This window comes from Roseibium album (assembly GCF_965233825.1).
Classification (GTDB): Bacteria; Pseudomonadota; Alphaproteobacteria; order Rhizobiales; family Stappiaceae; genus Roseibium; species Roseibium album.
This window is the reverse complement of sequence record NZ_OZ247583.1, coordinates 66,354-82,929: the sequence shown is the minus strand read 5'-3', so window position 1 is coordinate 82,929 and position 16,576 is coordinate 66,354. Positions and strand designations below refer to the sequence as shown.

Annotated in this window: 14 protein-coding genes; 5 read left to right on the top strand and 9 right to left on the bottom strand. The window is 58.7% G+C overall.

What is annotated here, in order from left to right:
- From ACO6TI_RS00375 to ACO6TI_RS00365, 3 genes are all read right to left on the bottom strand, one after another.
- Positions 1-1,128, bottom strand: a complete 1,128-nt coding sequence (locus ACO6TI_RS00375) for an ABC transporter permease (RefSeq protein WP_055113424.1) — start codon at positions 1,126-1,128, stop codon at positions 1-3.
- Between the two features lie 230 nt (positions 1,129-1,358).
- Positions 1,359-2,300, bottom strand: coding sequence for a sugar ABC transporter substrate-binding protein (locus ACO6TI_RS00370; protein ID WP_055113422.1), 942 nt, complete (start codon positions 2,298-2,300; stop codon positions 1,359-1,361).
- Between the two features lie 137 nt (positions 2,301-2,437).
- Complete coding sequence (locus tag ACO6TI_RS00365) at positions 2,438-3,295, bottom strand: SIS domain-containing protein (protein ID WP_104704841.1); 858 nt, start codon at positions 3,293-3,295, stop codon at positions 2,438-2,440.
- A 119-nt stretch (positions 3,296-3,414) separates the two neighbouring features.
- Here ACO6TI_RS00365 and iolG point away from each other — a divergent pair, with 119 nt between their 5' ends.
- From iolG to ACO6TI_RS00340, 5 genes are all read left to right on the top strand, one after another.
- Entirely contained in the window at positions 3,415-4,413 is a 999-nt protein-coding gene (iolG, locus tag ACO6TI_RS00360; RefSeq protein WP_055114285.1) for an inositol 2-dehydrogenase, read from the top strand.
- 171 nt (positions 4,414-4,584) lie between these two features.
- Positions 4,585-5,715, top strand: a complete 1,131-nt coding sequence (locus ACO6TI_RS00355; protein ID WP_422384138.1) for a Gfo/Idh/MocA family protein — start codon at positions 4,585-4,587, stop codon at positions 5,713-5,715.
- A gap of 385 nt (positions 5,716-6,100) precedes the next feature.
- Complete coding sequence (locus tag ACO6TI_RS00350; RefSeq protein ID WP_422384137.1) at positions 6,101-6,718, top strand: NAD(P)H-dependent oxidoreductase; 618 nt, start codon at positions 6,101-6,103, stop codon at positions 6,716-6,718.
- The gene (locus ACO6TI_RS00345) at positions 6,718-8,619 is read left to right on the top strand and encodes a monovalent cation:proton antiporter-2 (CPA2) family protein (RefSeq protein ID WP_422384136.1); all 1,902 of its coding nucleotides are present in this window, start codon (positions 6,718-6,720) and stop codon (positions 8,617-8,619) included. The genes ACO6TI_RS00350 and ACO6TI_RS00345 overlap by 1 nt, the downstream gene beginning before the upstream one ends.
- A gap of 26 nt (positions 8,620-8,645) precedes the next feature.
- On the top strand, positions 8,646-9,317 hold the full coding sequence (locus ACO6TI_RS00340; protein ID WP_197000802.1) for a DsbA family oxidoreductase: 672 nt from the start codon (positions 8,646-8,648) through the stop codon (positions 9,315-9,317).
- Between the two features lie 46 nt (positions 9,318-9,363).
- Here the strand turns inward: ACO6TI_RS00340 and ACO6TI_RS00335 are convergent, their stop codons facing one another.
- The 6 genes from ACO6TI_RS00335 to ACO6TI_RS00310 all read right to left on the bottom strand — a co-directional run bounded on the left by ACO6TI_RS00335 (position 9,364) and on the right by ACO6TI_RS00310 (position 16,551).
- Positions 9,364-11,265, bottom strand: coding sequence for a beta-galactosidase (locus tag ACO6TI_RS00335; RefSeq protein ID WP_422384135.1), 1,902 nt, complete (start codon positions 11,263-11,265; stop codon positions 9,364-9,366).
- 8 nt (positions 11,266-11,273) lie between these two features.
- Positions 11,274-12,113 (bottom strand): SMP-30/gluconolactonase/LRE family protein, encoded by an 840-nt coding sequence (locus ACO6TI_RS00330; protein ID WP_422384134.1) that lies wholly within the window; start codon positions 12,111-12,113, stop codon positions 11,274-11,276.
- Between the two features lie 5 nt (positions 12,114-12,118).
- On the bottom strand, positions 12,119-12,733 hold the full coding sequence (locus ACO6TI_RS00325) for a 2-dehydro-3-deoxy-6-phosphogalactonate aldolase (protein WP_422384133.1): 615 nt from the start codon (positions 12,731-12,733) through the stop codon (positions 12,119-12,121).
- On the bottom strand, positions 12,730-13,650 hold the full coding sequence (locus tag ACO6TI_RS00320) for a 2-dehydro-3-deoxygalactonokinase (protein WP_422384132.1): 921 nt from the start codon (positions 13,648-13,650) through the stop codon (positions 12,730-12,732). Before ACO6TI_RS00320 ends, ACO6TI_RS00325 begins: the two co-directional genes overlap by 4 nt.
- Positions 13,647-14,411, bottom strand: a complete 765-nt coding sequence (locus ACO6TI_RS00315) for an SDR family NAD(P)-dependent oxidoreductase (RefSeq protein ID WP_104704850.1) — start codon at positions 14,409-14,411, stop codon at positions 13,647-13,649. The genes ACO6TI_RS00320 and ACO6TI_RS00315 overlap by 4 nt, the downstream gene beginning before the upstream one ends.
- Positions 14,412-14,472: 61 nt before the next feature.
- Positions 14,473-16,551 carry an alpha-galactosidase gene (locus ACO6TI_RS00310; protein WP_422384131.1) on the bottom strand — a complete coding sequence of 693 codons (2,079 nt, stop codon included), beginning with the start codon at positions 16,549-16,551 and terminating at the stop codon, positions 14,473-14,475.
- Positions 16,552-16,576 lie beyond the last annotated feature (25 nt).

The following is a 16,576-nucleotide window of genomic DNA, read 5'->3' as shown; positions in this document are numbered from 1 at the left end:
TCAACGTTCTCCCGTGATCATGCGGCGGATATAGGTGTTGAGGATCACCGCGAGCAGCAGGATCACGCCGAGGAAGACGCGGAAGAGCGAGCTCTCGACGCCGGCAAAGAACAGGCCCTGCTGGACGACACCGAAGATGAGGGCGCCGAGCGCGGCGCCGATGACCGAGCCGTAGCCGCCGGTCAGCAGTGCCCCTCCGATGACGACGGAGATGATGGCCTCGAATTCCTTGAGCAGACCGCGGTCGGCGGCCGCGGAGCCGAACTCCATCACCTGGCAGGTGGCGAAGATGGTGGCGCAGAAGGCGGTGAACATGAACATCGAGATCTTGACCCGGTTGACCGGCACACCGACATAGCGGGCCGCCTGGGCATCGCCGCCGGAGGCGAAGATCCAGTTGCCGAACTTGGTGCGGGTCAACAGGAAATGACCGAAGATGATCAGGATCAGGGCCCAGATCATCAGCATCGGAATGCCCTCGACCACCGGCTGTCCGGCCTTGGGACCGGCAACGAACTTGCCGACCACGCCCAGATCGGCCAGCCAGACGAACAGCCAGTTGAAGACCTTGCCGCCGAAGAGCCAGGCGATGGGATCGCCCTCGGCCGCATCCTTGACGCCGCCGATGATGGTCTTGCGGGTGGTGGCAATGGCAATGAAGATCGTCAGACCGCGCAGGATGTACAAAAAGGCCAGGGTGACGATGAAGGAGGGCAGGCCGGTCTTGACCACCAGATAGCCGTTGAGGGCGCCGATGGCCAGCGCCAGGGCAAAGGCGACCAGAATGGCAAACCAGGTGGGAAAGCCCCACTGGACGCTCATCAGGGCAATGATGATGCCGGAAAAGCCGATCATCGATCCGACGGACAGGTCGAACTCGCCCGCGATCATCAACAGACAGGCGCCGACGGCGATGATGGCGAACTGGGCGGAAACCGTGCCCCAGTTGAAAATGCCTTCAGGCGCGAACATGCCGCTGTCGCTGGCAATACTGAGAAAGAACACGAAAACGAGTATTGTGCCGCAGATCGCGCCCAGCTCGGGACGGATCAGGGCCTTGCGCAAGGATGACATCTCGCGGACGCGTTCATCCTTTTGAGGCGCGGCGGTCGGTTGGGACTCAGCCATGGATTTCCTCCTGCGTGCCGTGTGGCCGGCCGCTTCACTGCGGCCCTGCCGCAAGACCTTTATGTCCTGGGTTGGTCGACAAGGCGGGACAGCGCCAGCCCGGTCTCTTGTGTGCTGTCCCAGGAAACGGACCTGCAAACGCGGTCGTTCCGGTTCGGGTCCGTGCCCTGAAGGGAGAGGCAGCGTACCGCCTCTCCAGGTGACCGCCACGCGGCGGTCACAAGACGCTCCTAGCGATACTCGCCGGCAAACTCTTCAACCTTGGCAAGGGCATCCTTGGTGATGAAGCCCGGGCCGGAGTTGATGTTGTTGCCCGGCAGAACCCCAAAACGCTGGTAGTTCGCAAGAACGATCACCGGCAGGTAGGCCTGCAGGAAAGGCTGCTGGTCAATGCCCCACTGAATGGTGCCGTCCTTGATGCCCTTGACGATCTCGGTGCCCAGATCGAACGTGCCGAAATAGATCTCGCCGGCCTTGCCGATGTCCTGAAGAGCGCCGATGGTCGGGTCCGCAGAGGTCGGGCCGAGGGTCAGGATCGCGTCCACGTCCGGATTGGCAGACAGATACGCCTTGACCTTGTTCTTGATCTCGGCCGGATCCTGGCCGCTGTCGATCATGCTGTCGCCAAGATCAACACCAAGACCGTCGGCAAAACCGCGGCAGCGCTCGCCGACAACCGGGTTCGATACAACGTGGTTCACACACAGGAACGAACCAACACCATCCCGCTTGGCGCGCTGTCCAGCCGCCAGACCGGCATCATATTCCGGCTGGCCGACATACATCAGCGCGCCAACCTCGGCGGCCTGCTCGGGCGTGCCGGAGTTGATGATGATCACCGGAATGCCCTTGGCAACCGCATTCTGGATCGGGCCGCTCAGAACATCAGGATCGGCAAGCGTGGTGATGATGCCGTCAGGGTTGGACGCCGCCGTCTGCTCGATGATCCGCGCCATGTCGGCAATGTCACCCGTCGGCGGATTGCGATACTCAACCTCCGCACCAACCTGCTCACCCGCAAGAGCCAGACCGTTCTTGATCGTGTTCCACCAACTGTCGCTGTCAGGCGCATGGCTGACAAGAACAAAACGCTCCCCTTCAGCCAGAGCCGGTGTCGACAAACCCGTAAATGCAACAGCTGCTGCAGCCATCGCAAACAATGTCTTCTTCATCCGTTCCTCCCAGAACAATTTCGCGGACCAAGTCTCCCGTCCGCGATTTCAGAAATCAAAGGTGGCATCGGGAGGTCCCGGCCACAAATGGAATATAAATTCTAAAATTCATTGATTGCAACACATTTTTTCTAAAATCAGTTTATTCTGTTGCGCTGCGCACCCACGGAAACGGCCAAAGTGATTGCAAGAGAAAGACTTGCGGACAAAGCACGGAACGCACCGACGTCGAGATCGGAAACCAGCAGCTGGATAGCCTTGAAGCGTGCAAGCGGACTTGTGACCATATCGGTGATCGCCACGATATCCGCTCCAGTTTCGCGGGCTCTTGCGACAATATCGAGTGTCATCTGGGTGTAAGGGGCGAACGTGACGGCGATCACGGCGTCATTGGGTCTGATCAGATGTTCCATGTTGATATTTGCGAGCCCGGAGTGAAGGACCGCGGGGACATCCATTTTCTCAAAGGCGTATGCAAGATAGGATGTGACAGGGAACGCGCGGCGAAAGCCGATCATATGGATCGTTTCCGCGCGGGCCAAAACATCAACGGCCTGTTGAAGAGACCGTGGTTCGACCGTGGTCATCAGGTTTTCAAGAGATGCCCGCCCGACCTCGACGAATTCCGCAAGCAGGGCCGACGGGGATTCAGCGCCGTGTTCGCGCAGTTTGTCGAGACGCGTTGCATAGTCCGGCCATTTCCGGGAATAGCCGGATCGGAAAAGCTTTTGCATCTGGGAAAAGCCCGTGAACCCCATTTCCTGGCAAAAGCGCATGACCGCAGAGGGCTGGACATCGGCGCCTTCGGCCAGTTCGGCGACCGTTGAAACGGCAACGCGATCGGGATTGGCTGCAATGAAATCCGCAAACTGTTTCAGTCTTTTCGGAAGGTCGTCGGCCGTATTGCCAAGGCGATTGAAAAAGGCATCTATTGTGTCGGGAGCTGAACCGTTCTCATTCCGAGATTCGTCAGTATCCTGCTTGGCATCTTTCATTGTATGGTTCTTTTCCGACTTGACACATTCCGTGGAAAGTGATTTTGGAATTTTTATTCTAAATTGGCAAGCCGCCGTTTGGGCCGATTCCGCGCCCTTTAGTCTTGAAAGGAAACATCATGACCGTGAATGTCGCCCTGCTTGGGGCCGGACGTATCGGAAAGGTTCATGCAAAGGCTGTCGGTGCGACGGATGGCGCCAACCTGGTGGCAGTTGCCGATGCTTTTGAAGATGCCGCCATTGCTCTTGCAGGAAAACATGGCGCCCGTGTGAGCACGATAGACGCGATAGCGGCGGCAGACGACGTTGATGCCGTCATCATCTGCACACCGACGAACATGCATGCGGACCTGATCGAGCAATTCGCGCGTGCGGGTAAGGCGATCTTCTGTGAAAAGCCGATCGACCTGTCTCTGGAACGCACGAAGTCCTGCCTCAAGACGGTCGAGGAGTGTGGCGCGGTGCTGATGCTCGGCTTCAACCGCCGGTTCGATCCACACTTCCGGGCCGTGCGCGAGGCAATTGACGAGGGCCGTATCGGAGATGTCGAGATGGTCCAGATCATTTCCCGCGACCCGGGGGCGCCTCCGCCAACCTATATCCAGTCCTCCGGCGGCATCTTCCGCGATATGACCATCCATGATTTCGACATTGCCCGTTTTCTGCTGGGCGAAGAGATCTCCACGGTCTACGCGACTGCATCCGTCCTGGTCGATCCGGAAATCGGAAAACTGGGTGATTATGACAGCGCGACAGTGGTACTGATGACGGCCTCCGGCAAGCAGTGTTCGATATCCAATTCCAGACGGGCGACCTACGGCTACGACCAGCGCATCGAAGTGCATGGATCAAAGGGAGCGGTCGCCGCGGAAAACCAGCGTCCGGTCGGCATCGAGGTCGCTACGGCAGAAGGTTACGCGAGGCCGCCATTGCACGATTTCTTCATGACGCGATACACCGAAGCCTATGCGGCGGAAATTGCCGCCTTTGTCAATTCCATTGAAAACAAGGTTGCTCCTTATCCGTCAGGTGAAGATGGCCTCAAGGCTCTGACACTGGCAGAAGCGGCCCTGAAGTCGGTCGCAGAACGGCGGTCGGTCGGGTTGGATGAAGTCTAGACCAACTGCAAACGGGCATTCTCCCGAGGCGGACACTCAGGTCGGTCGCGGCGGATGGCCTGAACAATCGGAACAAGCTGTCATCGTCCCGAGAAAGCGCTGTGCGTCTCTTCCGGGTGACGGCGATCGGCGATCGGGTCAGGCTGGTCGCAGAAACGGGAGAACCACGGGATGAACAGTCTTGGCGTCGGACTTGTCGGCACAGGATTCATGGGCAAGTGTCATGCGCTGGCCTATGGGTCGGTAAAGGCTGTCTTCGGCGACGTGCCGGATATTCGTCTCGAGGTTTTGTGCGACGTGCCGTCCGACAAGGCCGACAGTTTCGCGAACCAGTTCGGATTTGCCAGGGGAACAGCCGACTGGAGAGATCTTGTCGCAGATCCCAATGTCGATATCGTCTGCATCACAACGCCCAACAAGGTGCACAAGGAAATGGCCCTGGCGGCCCTGGCTGCGGGCAAGCACGTGCACCTTGAAAAGCCCATGGCCCTCACGCTGGAGGATGCAAAGGCACTGCTGAACGTTGCCGAAGGCTCCGGGGCCAGGACAATCGTGGGCTATAACTACCTTCACAATCCCGCAATTGGCCATGCGCGCAAACTGATCGCCGATGGCGCGATCGGCCGGGTGGTTCATTTCCGGGGCATGGTGGACGAGGACTATCAGGCTGATCCCGAACTTGCATGGACATGGCGGGCAACCAAGGCTGACGCGGGACTTGGAACGCTCGGCGATCTGGGATGCCACCTGATTTCCCTGGCAGCCGCTCTCGTCGGCCCGATTGAAAGCCTCGTCGCGGAAACGAAAACCGTTCATGCGACACGGCCGGTGGGCGAGGGGTCCAGCGAGCGCCGTGAAGTGGAAAACGAGGATATCGCCTCCGCACTGCTGACATTTGAAAACGGTGTACACGGCGTCGTTTCGACGTCTCGCAGTGCCTGGGGACGCAAGAGTTACATCGGGTTTGAAGTCCATGGTACGGAAGGCATGATCACCTTCGACCAGGAACGGATGAACGAGTTGCGTCTCTACCAGAACCGGGGTCCGCTTGCGGAACAGGGCTTCAAGACCCTGCTGAGCGGTCCGGCGCATCCTCCCTATGGTCAGTTCGTGCCGGCGGCAGGTCATCAGCTCGGCTTCAACGACCTCAAGGTGATCGAAGTGTACGAATTGCTTCGATCCATCGTGGAAGACCGTCAGGCGATTCCGTCCTTCAAGGATGCGCTCCACTTTGAGGCCGTTATCCACGCGATCGCGAAATCCGGCGAGACCGGGAGCCGCGTTCAGATCAGCACCCTCTGAGATTCGGGCGGGTTCTGCTCCAGTCCCGGGGTTCGACGCTCAAATTGCGGTCGGCTGCCCCGTGTTCTCGACACGTGATCTAAAAACCAGTGGTCGTTCAAGCGGCAAACCCGGTGTGGATCCATTTGAATCCCGGTCGCGCATGCCGCATGCTTGCCAGCGACTTGAGGAATGCATAACGATTGTCGGAGCGCCACCGGCTCCTATAACTTCAGGAAATGCCGGAATGGATTTCAGGCGGCCGACTGGGTCGGTTGAGTGTTCACAATCCTCCCCTTGAGATGCGGGCGGGCCATGAGATCCGCTTTCCGATGGGCGGTAGTTTCGTTGTCATGAATACCGGGTGGTAAAGCCGCCCTGGACATCTGGAGAAACGGGGGTTTTCTTGGCCAAGGTACTGGTTCTTTTCGCACATCCAAGGCCGGACAGGTCAGAGGTGAATTTTCCACTGTTTGAAACGGCACAGGCGGTGCAGGGCGTCACGGCTGTCGACCTCTATGCGGAGTATCCGGATTTCGATATCGACGTCGACAGGGAGCAGGCCAGGCTGGTCGCTCATGATGTCATCATCTTTCAGCATCCCCTCTACTGGTATTCTGCGCCGGCGATCATGAAGGAGTGGCAAGACCTGGTCCTCGAACACGGCTTTGCCTACGGTCTTCATGGCCACTCACTGGACGGCAAGACATTCCTGAATGCAATTTCCACCGGTGCAAAGCCGAATGCCTATTCAACGGACGGCATGAATCATCTGGATCTCAGAAGCTTGCTCGCACCATTCGAAAAGACAGCGGATCTCTGCGGCATGCGTTATCTTGCGCCGTTTGTCATTTTCGGTGCCGGGCGCGCTGTTCAGGACAATCGCCTTGATGTGCATCGAAACGCCTATGATGACCTTCTCAAGGCTCTCGTCGCAGACCGGTTCGATCTTCAAAAGGCGGCGAAAGCAGCGCTGTTGAGCGACGTTCTGGACGATTTCATCTTAAAAGGGGAGGCCGGCTGATGGGGTTGCTCAGCGATGCATTCGTCTATCTTTGCGCGGCCGTCATCGCCGTTCCGCTGGCAAACCGGCTCGGTCTCGGCTCCGTCCTGGGATATCTGATTGCCGGCGTCGTCATCGGCCCGGTTCTGGGTGTCGTTGGGTCCGAGACCACCGAAGTGCAGCATTTTGCAGAGTTCGGTGTGGTCATGATGCTGTTTCTCGTCGGGCTTGAACTGAAGCCGGCGATGCTCTGGAAAATGCGACAGCAGCTGATCGGTCTGGGCGGTCTCCAGGTTGTGGGAACAACAGCAGTCTTTGCCGGTATCGGTCTTGCTGCGGGACTCACCTGGCAAAGCGCCGTTGCGCTCGGCATGATCCTGGCGCTTTCCTCCACCGCAATCGTGCTGCAGACGCTGAATGAAAAAGGCTGGATGAAAACACAAGGTGGCCAGAATTCGTTTTCGGTTCTTCTGACGCAGGACATTGCCGTCATTCCGATGCTGGCCATACTGCCACTCCTGGCAGGTGCTCACGGAGGCAGCGGCGAATCCGAGGCTCATGCCGGCGGCGAGCACGGCGACGCAGCCGCACATGGCGGGGAAGCCTTGGCGGCGCTGCCCGGCTGGGCCCAGGCATTGATCATTCTGGCAGTGATTGCCGCGATCATCTTTGCCGGCCGTCATTTGCTCAGGCCCGTATTCCGGTTCATCGCTGAGGCGCATCTGCGCGAAATCTTTACCGCAACGGCTCTGCTGCTTGTGATCGGCATTGCCCTCCTGATGGATTTTGTCGGCCTGTCACCGGCGCTCGGCACGTTCCTGGCCGGCGTTGTCCTGTCCGACAGTGACTATCGCCACGAACTGGAAAGCGACATCGAACCCTTCAAGGGATTGCTTCTGGGCCTGTTCTTCCTGACGGTGGGCGCCGGTATCGATTTCGACCTGCTGTTCGGCGCGCCCGTAACCATTTTCGGGCTTGCCATCGGTCTGATAGCGGTAAAGTTCGGACTGCTGTTCGCGCTTGGAATGGTTTTCAGGCTCAGGGGCGCGGACCGCTGGCTGTTTGCGCTTGGCCTGGCGCAGGCGGGCGAATTTGCATTCGTGCTGTTCGGATTTGCATCCGGTGCCGGTGTCCTGGAGCAAACCCTTCTGCAGACGATGACACTGGTTGTCGCCATCACCATGCTGCTCACGCCGGCACTTTTCATATTTTATGAGAAAGTGGTTGCTCCGAGAGCCGTTTCGAAATCCGAGCGTGAGCCGGATGTGATCGATAGCAGGGGGCGGGTGGTTGTGGCCGGAATGGGACGTTTCGGGCAGATCGTCTCCCGGCTGCTGCTGACGAGTGGCTACGATGTTGTCATTCTCGATCATGATCCGCAAACGGTAGAAAACCTTGGTCGGATCGGCATGAGGACCTTTTACGGCGATGCCACGCGGCCCGATCTTCTGCATGGTGCCGGACTCGGCGAAGCAGATCTTTTCGTTGCAGCGATCGATGACCGGGACAAGCAGACCATGGTGGTCGAACATGTCGCGAAAACCTATCCGAAGGTCAGGATCCTTGCGCGGGCCAGAGACCGCCACCATGTTTATGAACTTGAAATGGCGGGGGCTCACCGTGCCGAGCGTGAACTCTTCGAAGGAGCGCTGGCCCTTGGCCGCCGCGCGTTGATCGAGCTTGGATCGCACCCGTTTCGTGCCCGGACCCGGGCGAAGAATTTCCGCAATCACGATCGTGAAATGCTGGAGGGATTACGCGAAAACTATAACGATGGCGGTGTCGACAAGTCCTATATTGATGCCATGCGTGCCCATTCCGAAACGCTTTACGAAATCATGCGTGCCGAACAAGGCGACGATCGCCATGAACGGACCGAACGTGGTTGGAACCCGCCGCCAAAAGGTGATGCTACACTTTGATTGTGCACTGAAAGAAAGAATCCCGAATGAGTGAAATTTCAGACCTCGACATGGAAGATGCCCTGCAGATCGATATCGTCTCCGATGTTGTCTGTCCCTGGTGCATCGTCGGCTTCAAACAGCTGGAAAAGGCGATCGAGCAAACAGGTGTGACGGCAGCTGTCAAATGGCATCCGTTCGAACTCAATCCGGAAATGCCTGCCGAAGGCGAGAACCTGCGCGAACATATCATGCGCAAATACGGGTCTACGGAGGAGCAGTCCCAAAGTGCGCGCGACAGGCTGACCGAAATCGGCAGGGAACTCGGCTTTGATTTCAACTTCACGGACGACATGCGCATGGTGAATACGTTCGAGGCGCATCAGTTGCTGCACTGGGCGGCGCATGAAGGCAAGGAACATCCGTTGAAGATGGCACTTTTCGAAGCCTATTTTGCCAAGCGACTGAACTTGAACGATAAAACGGTGCTGGCGGATGTTGCAGAAAGTGTCGGCCTTGACCGGGCAGAAGCACTCAATGTTCTGGATGACAACCGGTATGCGGACGCAGTTCGCCAGGAAGAAACCTTCTGGACGCAGAACGGCATCCAGGGTGTTCCGGCGGTTGTTTTCGAACGGCGCCACCTTATTACCGGCGCGCAGGGTGTCGACAATTACACCGCGATCATCCGGCAACTCATGGATGGCGAAGCGGCTTGAAACTCCGTTCACGCGGGAGCGGTGCTCTTGAAATGGAGAGGCTTTCTCAAAGCTCCTCAAAGAGCACACCGGCCGCCTCGATCCGGCCTGCCGGCGTCTCGGCAGGTTCCGAACCATAGTTGGTCCAGATCCTGAGATCGCCCGCCTCGCGGCAGCGCACGCCGCCAGTCAGGGGCATGGTCGGTATTCCCGCTTCAGCGCAGAGGTTTTTGAACAGGCGTGTCGAGGCGCTTTCGTCACACAGGCCGCCAACATAGGTCAAGTTGCCTGACCGCATTGCTGCCGGCTGGCCTGCTTCCGTCTCCAGAACAATGTCCGCTGATCCCTCGAGTTCTTCCCGGTAGCCGACGAAACTGCCGCCACCTTTCAGCGGCATCGGCATGTCCGGGCGAACGCTTTCAACGCGTGAAACGGTCACATCGAGACCGGGCATGTCCGGCGGCAATGGGACGGGTATCGCCATATCTGCGGTGCGCGCGGCTGTTCGCGGCCCAAGAACAACGTGGGCATCTGCCTCCGACAATGCGCTCTTCAGATCCTGCGGCATGTAAATGAGGCCTGGGGCGAGAACCAGTTTGTAGCTGGAGAAATCGCGTGTCTCAGCGCGGATGATATCGACCGAAAGTCCCAGTTTTCGCAGCGCCTTGTAGGTGTCGAACACGATCTGGAAATAGTTGAGACCGGCCCCGTGCGGCTGGGTCGCCCAGGCGAAATCTGCATCGAAATCGAAGATCAGGGCAATTTCGGACCGTGCGATGAAAACGTCAGGCGTATCTTGTAGTTCTTCCGCGACCTGTCTGGCTTCAAGCAAGGCAGGCGCGTCGGCGTTGTCGGGACGCAGCATTCCGGCATGCATCTGTTCCTGGGCGAACGGAGCCTGCCTCCAGCGGAAATAGCAGACTGCCTCCGCACCGTGAGCGAAGGCTTCCCACGCCCACAGGCGCATCATGCCGGGCAGTGGTGCCGGGTTGTAGGGAGCCCAGTTAACGGGGCCAGGCTGCTGTTCCATGACCCACCACCGACCCTTGCCGACAGACCGGTAGAGGTCGTGATGGAAGGCCTGGAAATCCGGGTCTCCCTGGCGGGCAAAAGCCCGCTGATGCGCTTCATCTGCGCCAACCCTGTCTTCCAGGAAGCCGAGCGGGTAGCTGTCCCAGGTCGCTATATCGAGGTCGTCGCCAACCTTGAAATGATCGAACTCGGTAATCCGGCCCATGAAATTGTGACCGATCGGAGCATCCGAATAGGCTCGGATGATATCCGTCTGACGCCTGTTGAAGCTTGCAACCTGGTCGGAGGAAAACCGGCGAAACGCGAGCGCGTGTGATGGGTTCGGTTCCGTAACCGTCAGGTTCGGCAAGTCGATGTCGTCAAACGAGCCATACTCCATCGACCAGAAGACGTTGCCCCATGCCCGGTTGAGGGCTTCGATTGACCCGTACCTTTCCCTGAGCCACTCGCGGAAAGCCTCACAGGCTGCCTCGGAATAGGAGAGCGTCGTATCATGGCAGCCGTATTCATTGTCAGTCTGCCAGGCGGCAACATGTGTGTTACCGCCATATCGCTTCGCAAACAGCTGGACGATCCGGTCGCATTCTTCCCGGTAGCCTTCATGGGAGAAGCAATAGTGACGGCGCGAGCCGAAGCCGCGAGGACGGCCTTCGGCATCAAGGGCAAGCATGCCGGGGTGTCTTGCGACCAGCCACCTGGGCGGTGTTGCAGTTGGCGTGCCCAGCACGATCTTGAGCCCTGCCTGGCCGAGTACGTCGATCGCACGGTCAAGCCATTCAAACTGCAGATCGCCGGGGGAGGGTTCCAGGCGCGACCAGGCAAACTCACCTATGCGAACCCAGGTCAGCCCGGCATCCGCCATGCGGCGCGCATCCGCGGCCCACATTTCCTCCGGCCAGTGTTCCGGATAATAACAGGTTCCAAGCGTGCGCTTCATGTGACTTCCTAGAGGATGACGCGGTGTTCGGCCTGTCCGCGGACGTTCGTCTCGGCAAAGAATGTCTTGCCTTCCCATATGCCTTCCAGGCCTTCGGCCGCTGTCGTTGCAAACAGGGTCTGAAGGTCCGTGCCGCCAAAGGCGGGGCAGGAGACCTGTGCAGCCTGGACCGCGATGTCTTCGACAAAGTTTCCGTTCGGATCATACCTTGCGATGCGGTTTGCCCCCCACTGCGCATTCCACAGATGACCTTCGTCATCAACCACTGCACCGTCGGGATTGTAACCATCTCCGGAAAGATCTGCGAACAAGGTCGGGGTTCCGGCAGGCCACCCTTCTTCGTCCAGTGAAACCTGCTGGATCGTCTGAGTTGCGGTATCAGCGAAGTAGGCCGTCGTCCCGTCCGGAGAAAAGCAGATCGCGTTGGAAATCGTGATCCCGCTATAGAGCCTGCGCAATTCGCCCTTGAAAAACCGGTAAATTGCGCCTGCCCCCTGTTCGGCTTCAATTCCCATCGTGCCGATCCAGAACCCGCCTTTCGGATCCGCGCGGCCATCATTGGACCGTGTTACCGGATTGTCCGCCTCAAGGTCGCACAACTTGGTCCGGGCTTCGGTTTCAAGATCAAAGAGAAAGAGCCTGCTGGCACTTGCAATCAGCATTTCAGTGCGACTGACCCACCCGGCCGCCGAGACATATTCGTCGAATTGCCACGACCTTTCAGTCTCGTCTTGCCGGGTCAGCAATTGCCTGTTCATGATGTCGAACCAGTAGAGCTGCCGGCGTTCGGGATGCCAAAGAGGTCCTTCACCGAGCGTGCATTGCCGCCCGTCAAATACGTTGCTCATGAACCCTATCCGTGTGCTTCCATTGCCGCATCATAGGCGCTGACGATTTTCTCGGCCCGTTCCTTGACTTCCGCGACCGAAAACCCGGGCTTGTAAAGAGCGGTGCCAATTCCAAAGCCAGTCGCACCGACCTTGATCCAGTCACCGAAATTGTCCGGTCCGGCGCCGCCGACGGCATAGGTGGCGGTGCCTTTGGGCAGAACAGCCAGCATTGCCTTGAGACCGTCGGGACCGATGAGCGAGGCCGGGAAAAACTTCAGCCCGTCCGCACCGTTGCGGAGCGCGGTGAATGCTTCGCTCGGAGTCATGACGCCCGGATAGGAAAACATGTCTTCGGCCTTGGTCGCAAGGATTACATCCGGATTGCAATCCGGCGAAACGATCAGAGAGCCGCCTGCGGCTTTCACCTGCAGCACCTGCTCTGGCGACAACACGGTTCCAGCTCCAATCCGTGCGTCAGCGGAATGGGCCTTGACCATGGCGTCAATACTGGTGAGAGCGTCCGGGGAGTTGAGCGGCACCTCGATCCAGGTAATGCCTGCCTCGATAAGGCATCCGGTGACCGGGAGCGCTTCTGCGGGTGTCAGGCCTCGTAGAATGGCGATCAGATTTCTGCTCATGAGGAAACCTTGGAATAGGAAGAGTAAGCAAGCACGAGACCGTTCAGAGTAATGGTCTCCGCGTTAAGGAGTGTTGCCCGGTATCCGAGCCGGCCCAGCGCCGAATGGTACGCCTTGGAAATCTGGTCACTGCCAAGGAGCGTGATCGCGGCAAGATCAAAACCATCCCTGACGGCGGCAAGCTCAGCACCGATCAGGTAGCCTGACAAGCGCCCTCTTGCAGCTTCCCCTGTCAGACCCGCAATCAGACCGGCGGCCCGTATACCAAAGAGGCTCGCCGCAATTTCCTGAGGATTTTCAGCAGCGTCGGCAACAGCTTGCTCGAACGTATCGTGATCGATCTCACGAGCGGACAGACTATGGCGAAGAACAGATCGACTGGACAGGAGCGCGAACATTTCGCCGGTCATGAATGTCCTGAAATGTTCAACAACGCCGTCCCTGACTGCAACCCATTTGGTATGCGTTCCGGGTAGGCACAGCGTTCCGCTATATCCCGGATTGTCCGCAAGAAAACCGGAAATCTGGGTCTCCTCGCCCCGCATGACATCTGTCGGGTCGCGCTGCTTGATTCCCGGAAGGATGCGCACGTCAAGACGGGAATCGGCTGCATGGACAACGGTCGCGTCTTCCAGGGAAGGCGGTGTACAGGGCGTTGTCTTGTAAGGTGCTTCCGCCCAGCCCTGACGCGAACCGGCCATTCCGCAAACGATCACCGGCGTTTTGATCTCCGGCGCGAGCAGGTCTGCGACAAGCTCGAGAAGCGCGGGTTCAAATTCGTTTGCGGCCAACCTGCCCATGCCTTTGTCGGAGGAACGGTGGATCATTTCGCATCCGCTTGAATCCAGCGCCCAGACACGCAGATTGGTTGTGCCCCAATCCACCGCGATCCAGTCCGCTTTTGCCTGAAGGCTCATCCCGTCACCACTACTCCGCCGTCCACTACCAGGGACTGCCCCGTCATGCCCCTGCTGGTTTTCGCCGCCAGGAAGAGGACCGGATCTACCATGTCTTCCGGTGAAAGCTCGAACTTCAGACACTGGCGGTCAAGATGTGCTGCGAGGGCTTCCGGCGTAACCCACAGGTCCTTTTGCCGTTGTGTGAGAACCCAGCCGGGTGCGATCGCGTTGACCCTGATGTTGTCGGGTCCGAATTCGCGTGCAAGGCTTCGGGTCATGCCGTTGATGCCGGAATTGGCTGTTGTGTAGGCCGCATAGCCGGCATTGCCCATCATGTAGGAAATCGACGTGAAGTTGACGATCGACCCGCCACCGGCAGCGCGCATCCCCTGAATGACGTGCTGGCAGGCAAAGAAGTAAGCCTTGAGGTTGATCGCCTGGGCCCAGTCCCAGAAGTCCTCGTCCACCTCTTCAGTCTTGTGACGCTTGTCGTTGGCGGCGTTGTTGACCAGAACGGTGATTGCACCGTGCGCTTCAGCGGCTTTGTCCATAGCGCCCTTCAGTTCGGCAATGTTGGCTATGTCGCATTGCAGATAAAGCGGCCGGTTGCCGTGCTGACGTTCCATTTCGTCACAGAATTCTGTCGCGTCCGAACGCTGTACAAATGCCACCCTTGCACCCTGGGCCAGAAAACCGCTGCTAAGGGCAGCGCCAATGCCCGAGCCACCGCCGGTGATGAAAACCGACCTGCCCTTGAGGTCAGGATAATTCGCGTGCATGTGACGCTCCCTTTTTTGTTTTCCGGCACATTCGGTTCAGTGCCTTGAAAATTCTTTCTGTTCAGATCCGTTGTGCTTCCAGGACCCAGATCGTCTCCGGGAAACACCAGGGCAGATTGAGGCCGTGGGACATCAGGTACTGACCGCTCGCAACCAGATCGTTTTCCTTCAGAAACGGAGAGCCGCGGGAAAGGTCTGCAGCGTCTTCGCGATTGATCAGCTTGATCGTGTATTGTGCGCCAGCCTCCAGTCCAGTCAGACGAAGCGGTGGTTGCAGAATCTGGTTCGACGGACGCGTCAGGGCCGCAAAAACAACAAACCGGTTTTTGTCCTCGGCGAGTTGCTGCTCCGCAATCAGGGCCGGGTCAGGACTGTCGAGCCGCAATATGTCGGCGTGCACCATCCAGTCCCTGTTTGCCTTCCACCAACCGGTCACGTGTTTCAGGACGGCGGCTTCCTCGTCTGTCAGCTCGCGCGGGTCCATTTCGAAACCCATGTGCCGCTGGGCAGCGGTCCAGGCGCGAAACTTCATGTTGAGCGTTCGGCCGGAGGTGTGACATTTTCGCGGTCCGACATGCGAGCCGGTAACCGAGGCCGGCAAAAACAGCGCGGCGTCGTGCTGGATGCGCTGGCGCTCCAGAGCGTCATTGCTGTCTGAAAGCCAGACCCTCTGCGTTCGCTTCAGGATGCCAAAATCGACCCGTCCGCCGCCCGATGCACAGCTTTCGATTTCGACATGTGGAAAGTCCGCGCGCAGCCGATCGATGAGTGCGTATGTGCCCTCGGTCTGGGCGGCGTCGACGATTGGCAGTACCCTGTTGTGGTCCCACTTGATGTAACCGATATCGTTTGTAGAAAGCACTTCGGCAATACAATCGTAGAGATAGGTGCGGACATCGTCACGAGACATGTCGAGACAGAGTTGCTGCCGGCCCCTGACCTGGTTCAACGGGCCGAGGACCCATTCCGGACGTGATCTGAAAAGATCACTGTCCTCGTTGATCATTTCCGGCTCGAACCAGATGCCGAATTCAAGGCCGAGGCCCTTGACATGTTCGACAAGTGGAGCCAGCCCGTCCGGGTATTTCCTGCGGTCGATGCCCCAGTCACCAAGCGAGGACGTGTCGTTGTCCCGAAGACCGAACCAGCCGTCATCAAGCACAAAGCGCTCGGCTCCCAGGTCCGCCGCCCTGGAAGCGATTGATTTCAGTTCCTCGATCTTGTGATCGAAATAGACGGCTTCCCAGCAATTGTAGTGAACGGGCCGCGGTGATTTTTCACCGGACACGAGCCGGTTTCTGGCGTGCCTTTGAAAACGGACCGCGGCGCTGTTGAAACCTGAAGCCGCATAGGTTGCAAGGAGCGGGGCCGTGCAGAAGGTGTGGTTCCCTTTCATGCTGGCGGATGCATGCCCGAACTGAACGTGCCGCCGCCCATCGGCAAGTTCTTCGGCGACCATGCGATGTCCGCCGGACCACGCGTAATGAAATGCGTAGGCTTCGCCCGACGTGTTGTTTGTCTGAGCAGAGCACACGATGAGACCCGGAAAGTGTGCGTGATCGGAGCGGCCCGTCCGATTGTCCCTGACGCGCGCGCCTGGGGCAAAAGGCAGGCGGCGGGTTTGGAACTCCGCGCACCAGCGGCCTGAAAATTCGATCGTTTCGCCAGTGTGTGCCGGAACCGGCATGACAGGCGCCGCGAGCCAGTCGACCGTGATCCTGCCCTGGCTTTCCAGTTGGGTCTGCATCTGCAGAAGCGAGTTTTCGGGGGTGAGCCTCAGATCGAATACGAGACTGAGATCGAGTGCGGTATCTTCATAGGTAAGTGTCAGCCCATGATCGTTCGACGCTTCACCGGCAAACCGGAAATCAGGGGTCAGGGGATTGCCTTCGGCGTCGCGGCCGGCCAGCCCGGCCTGACCGGGGAAGGTGCGGGATGCTTCCGGGCTGAGGCTGATGGGGGCGTTGCTGTCCACCATGCCTCCGGTCACATCGGTGGCCGAAGCGGCTGCAAGCGATTGCAGCGACTCCTTTTCCGGAAGCGGTGGCCCCCAATAAACCGCTTCCGGCAAGCTGTCCCCGAAGCTGGCAAGCACCAGGCTTTGATGAGCATCGCCAAGATGCCAGGTCCTAGCCTGCATTCCCGTTTCTCCCTACACTCTTACT

What these genes read in the sequence shown, in the direction of transcription:
- iolG (WP_055114285.1), top strand. Translation starts at nt 3,415, where the DNA reads ATGACCGTGAATGTCGCCCTGCTTGGGGCCGGACGTATCGGAAAGGTT.
- ACO6TI_RS00340 (WP_197000802.1), top strand. Translation starts at nt 8,646, where the DNA reads ATGAGTGAAATTTCAGACCTCGACATGGAAGATGCCCTGCAGATCGAT.
- ACO6TI_RS00375 (WP_055113424.1), bottom strand. Translation starts at nt 1,128, where the DNA reads ATGGCTGAGTCCCAACCGACCGCCGCGCCTCAAAAGGATGAACGCGTC.
- ACO6TI_RS00365 (WP_104704841.1), bottom strand. Translation starts at nt 3,295, where the DNA reads ATGAAAGATGCCAAGCAGGATACTGACGAATCTCGGAATGAGAACGGT.
- ACO6TI_RS00355 (WP_422384138.1), top strand. Translation starts at nt 4,585, where the DNA reads ATGAACAGTCTTGGCGTCGGACTTGTCGGCACAGGATTCATGGGCAAG.
- ACO6TI_RS00345 (WP_422384136.1), top strand. Translation starts at nt 6,718, where the DNA reads ATGGGGTTGCTCAGCGATGCATTCGTCTATCTTTGCGCGGCCGTCATC.
- ACO6TI_RS00320 (WP_422384132.1), bottom strand. Translation starts at nt 13,650, where the DNA reads ATGAGCCTTCAGGCAAAAGCGGACTGGATCGCGGTGGATTGGGGCACA.
- ACO6TI_RS00330 (WP_422384134.1), bottom strand. Translation starts at nt 12,113, where the DNA reads ATGAGCAACGTATTTGACGGGCGGCAATGCACGCTCGGTGAAGGACCT.
- ACO6TI_RS00335 (WP_422384135.1), bottom strand. Translation starts at nt 11,265, where the DNA reads ATGAAGCGCACGCTTGGAACCTGTTATTATCCGGAACACTGGCCGGAG.
- ACO6TI_RS00315 (WP_104704850.1), bottom strand. Translation starts at nt 14,411, where the DNA reads ATGCACGCGAATTATCCTGACCTCAAGGGCAGGTCGGTTTTCATCACC.
- ACO6TI_RS00370 (WP_055113422.1), bottom strand. Translation starts at nt 2,300, where the DNA reads ATGAAGAAGACATTGTTTGCGATGGCTGCAGCAGCTGTTGCATTTACG.
- ACO6TI_RS00310 (WP_422384131.1), bottom strand. Translation starts at nt 16,551, where the DNA reads ATGCAGGCTAGGACCTGGCATCTTGGCGATGCTCATCAAAGCCTGGTG.
- ACO6TI_RS00325 (WP_422384133.1), bottom strand. Translation starts at nt 12,733, where the DNA reads ATGAGCAGAAATCTGATCGCCATTCTACGAGGCCTGACACCCGCAGAA.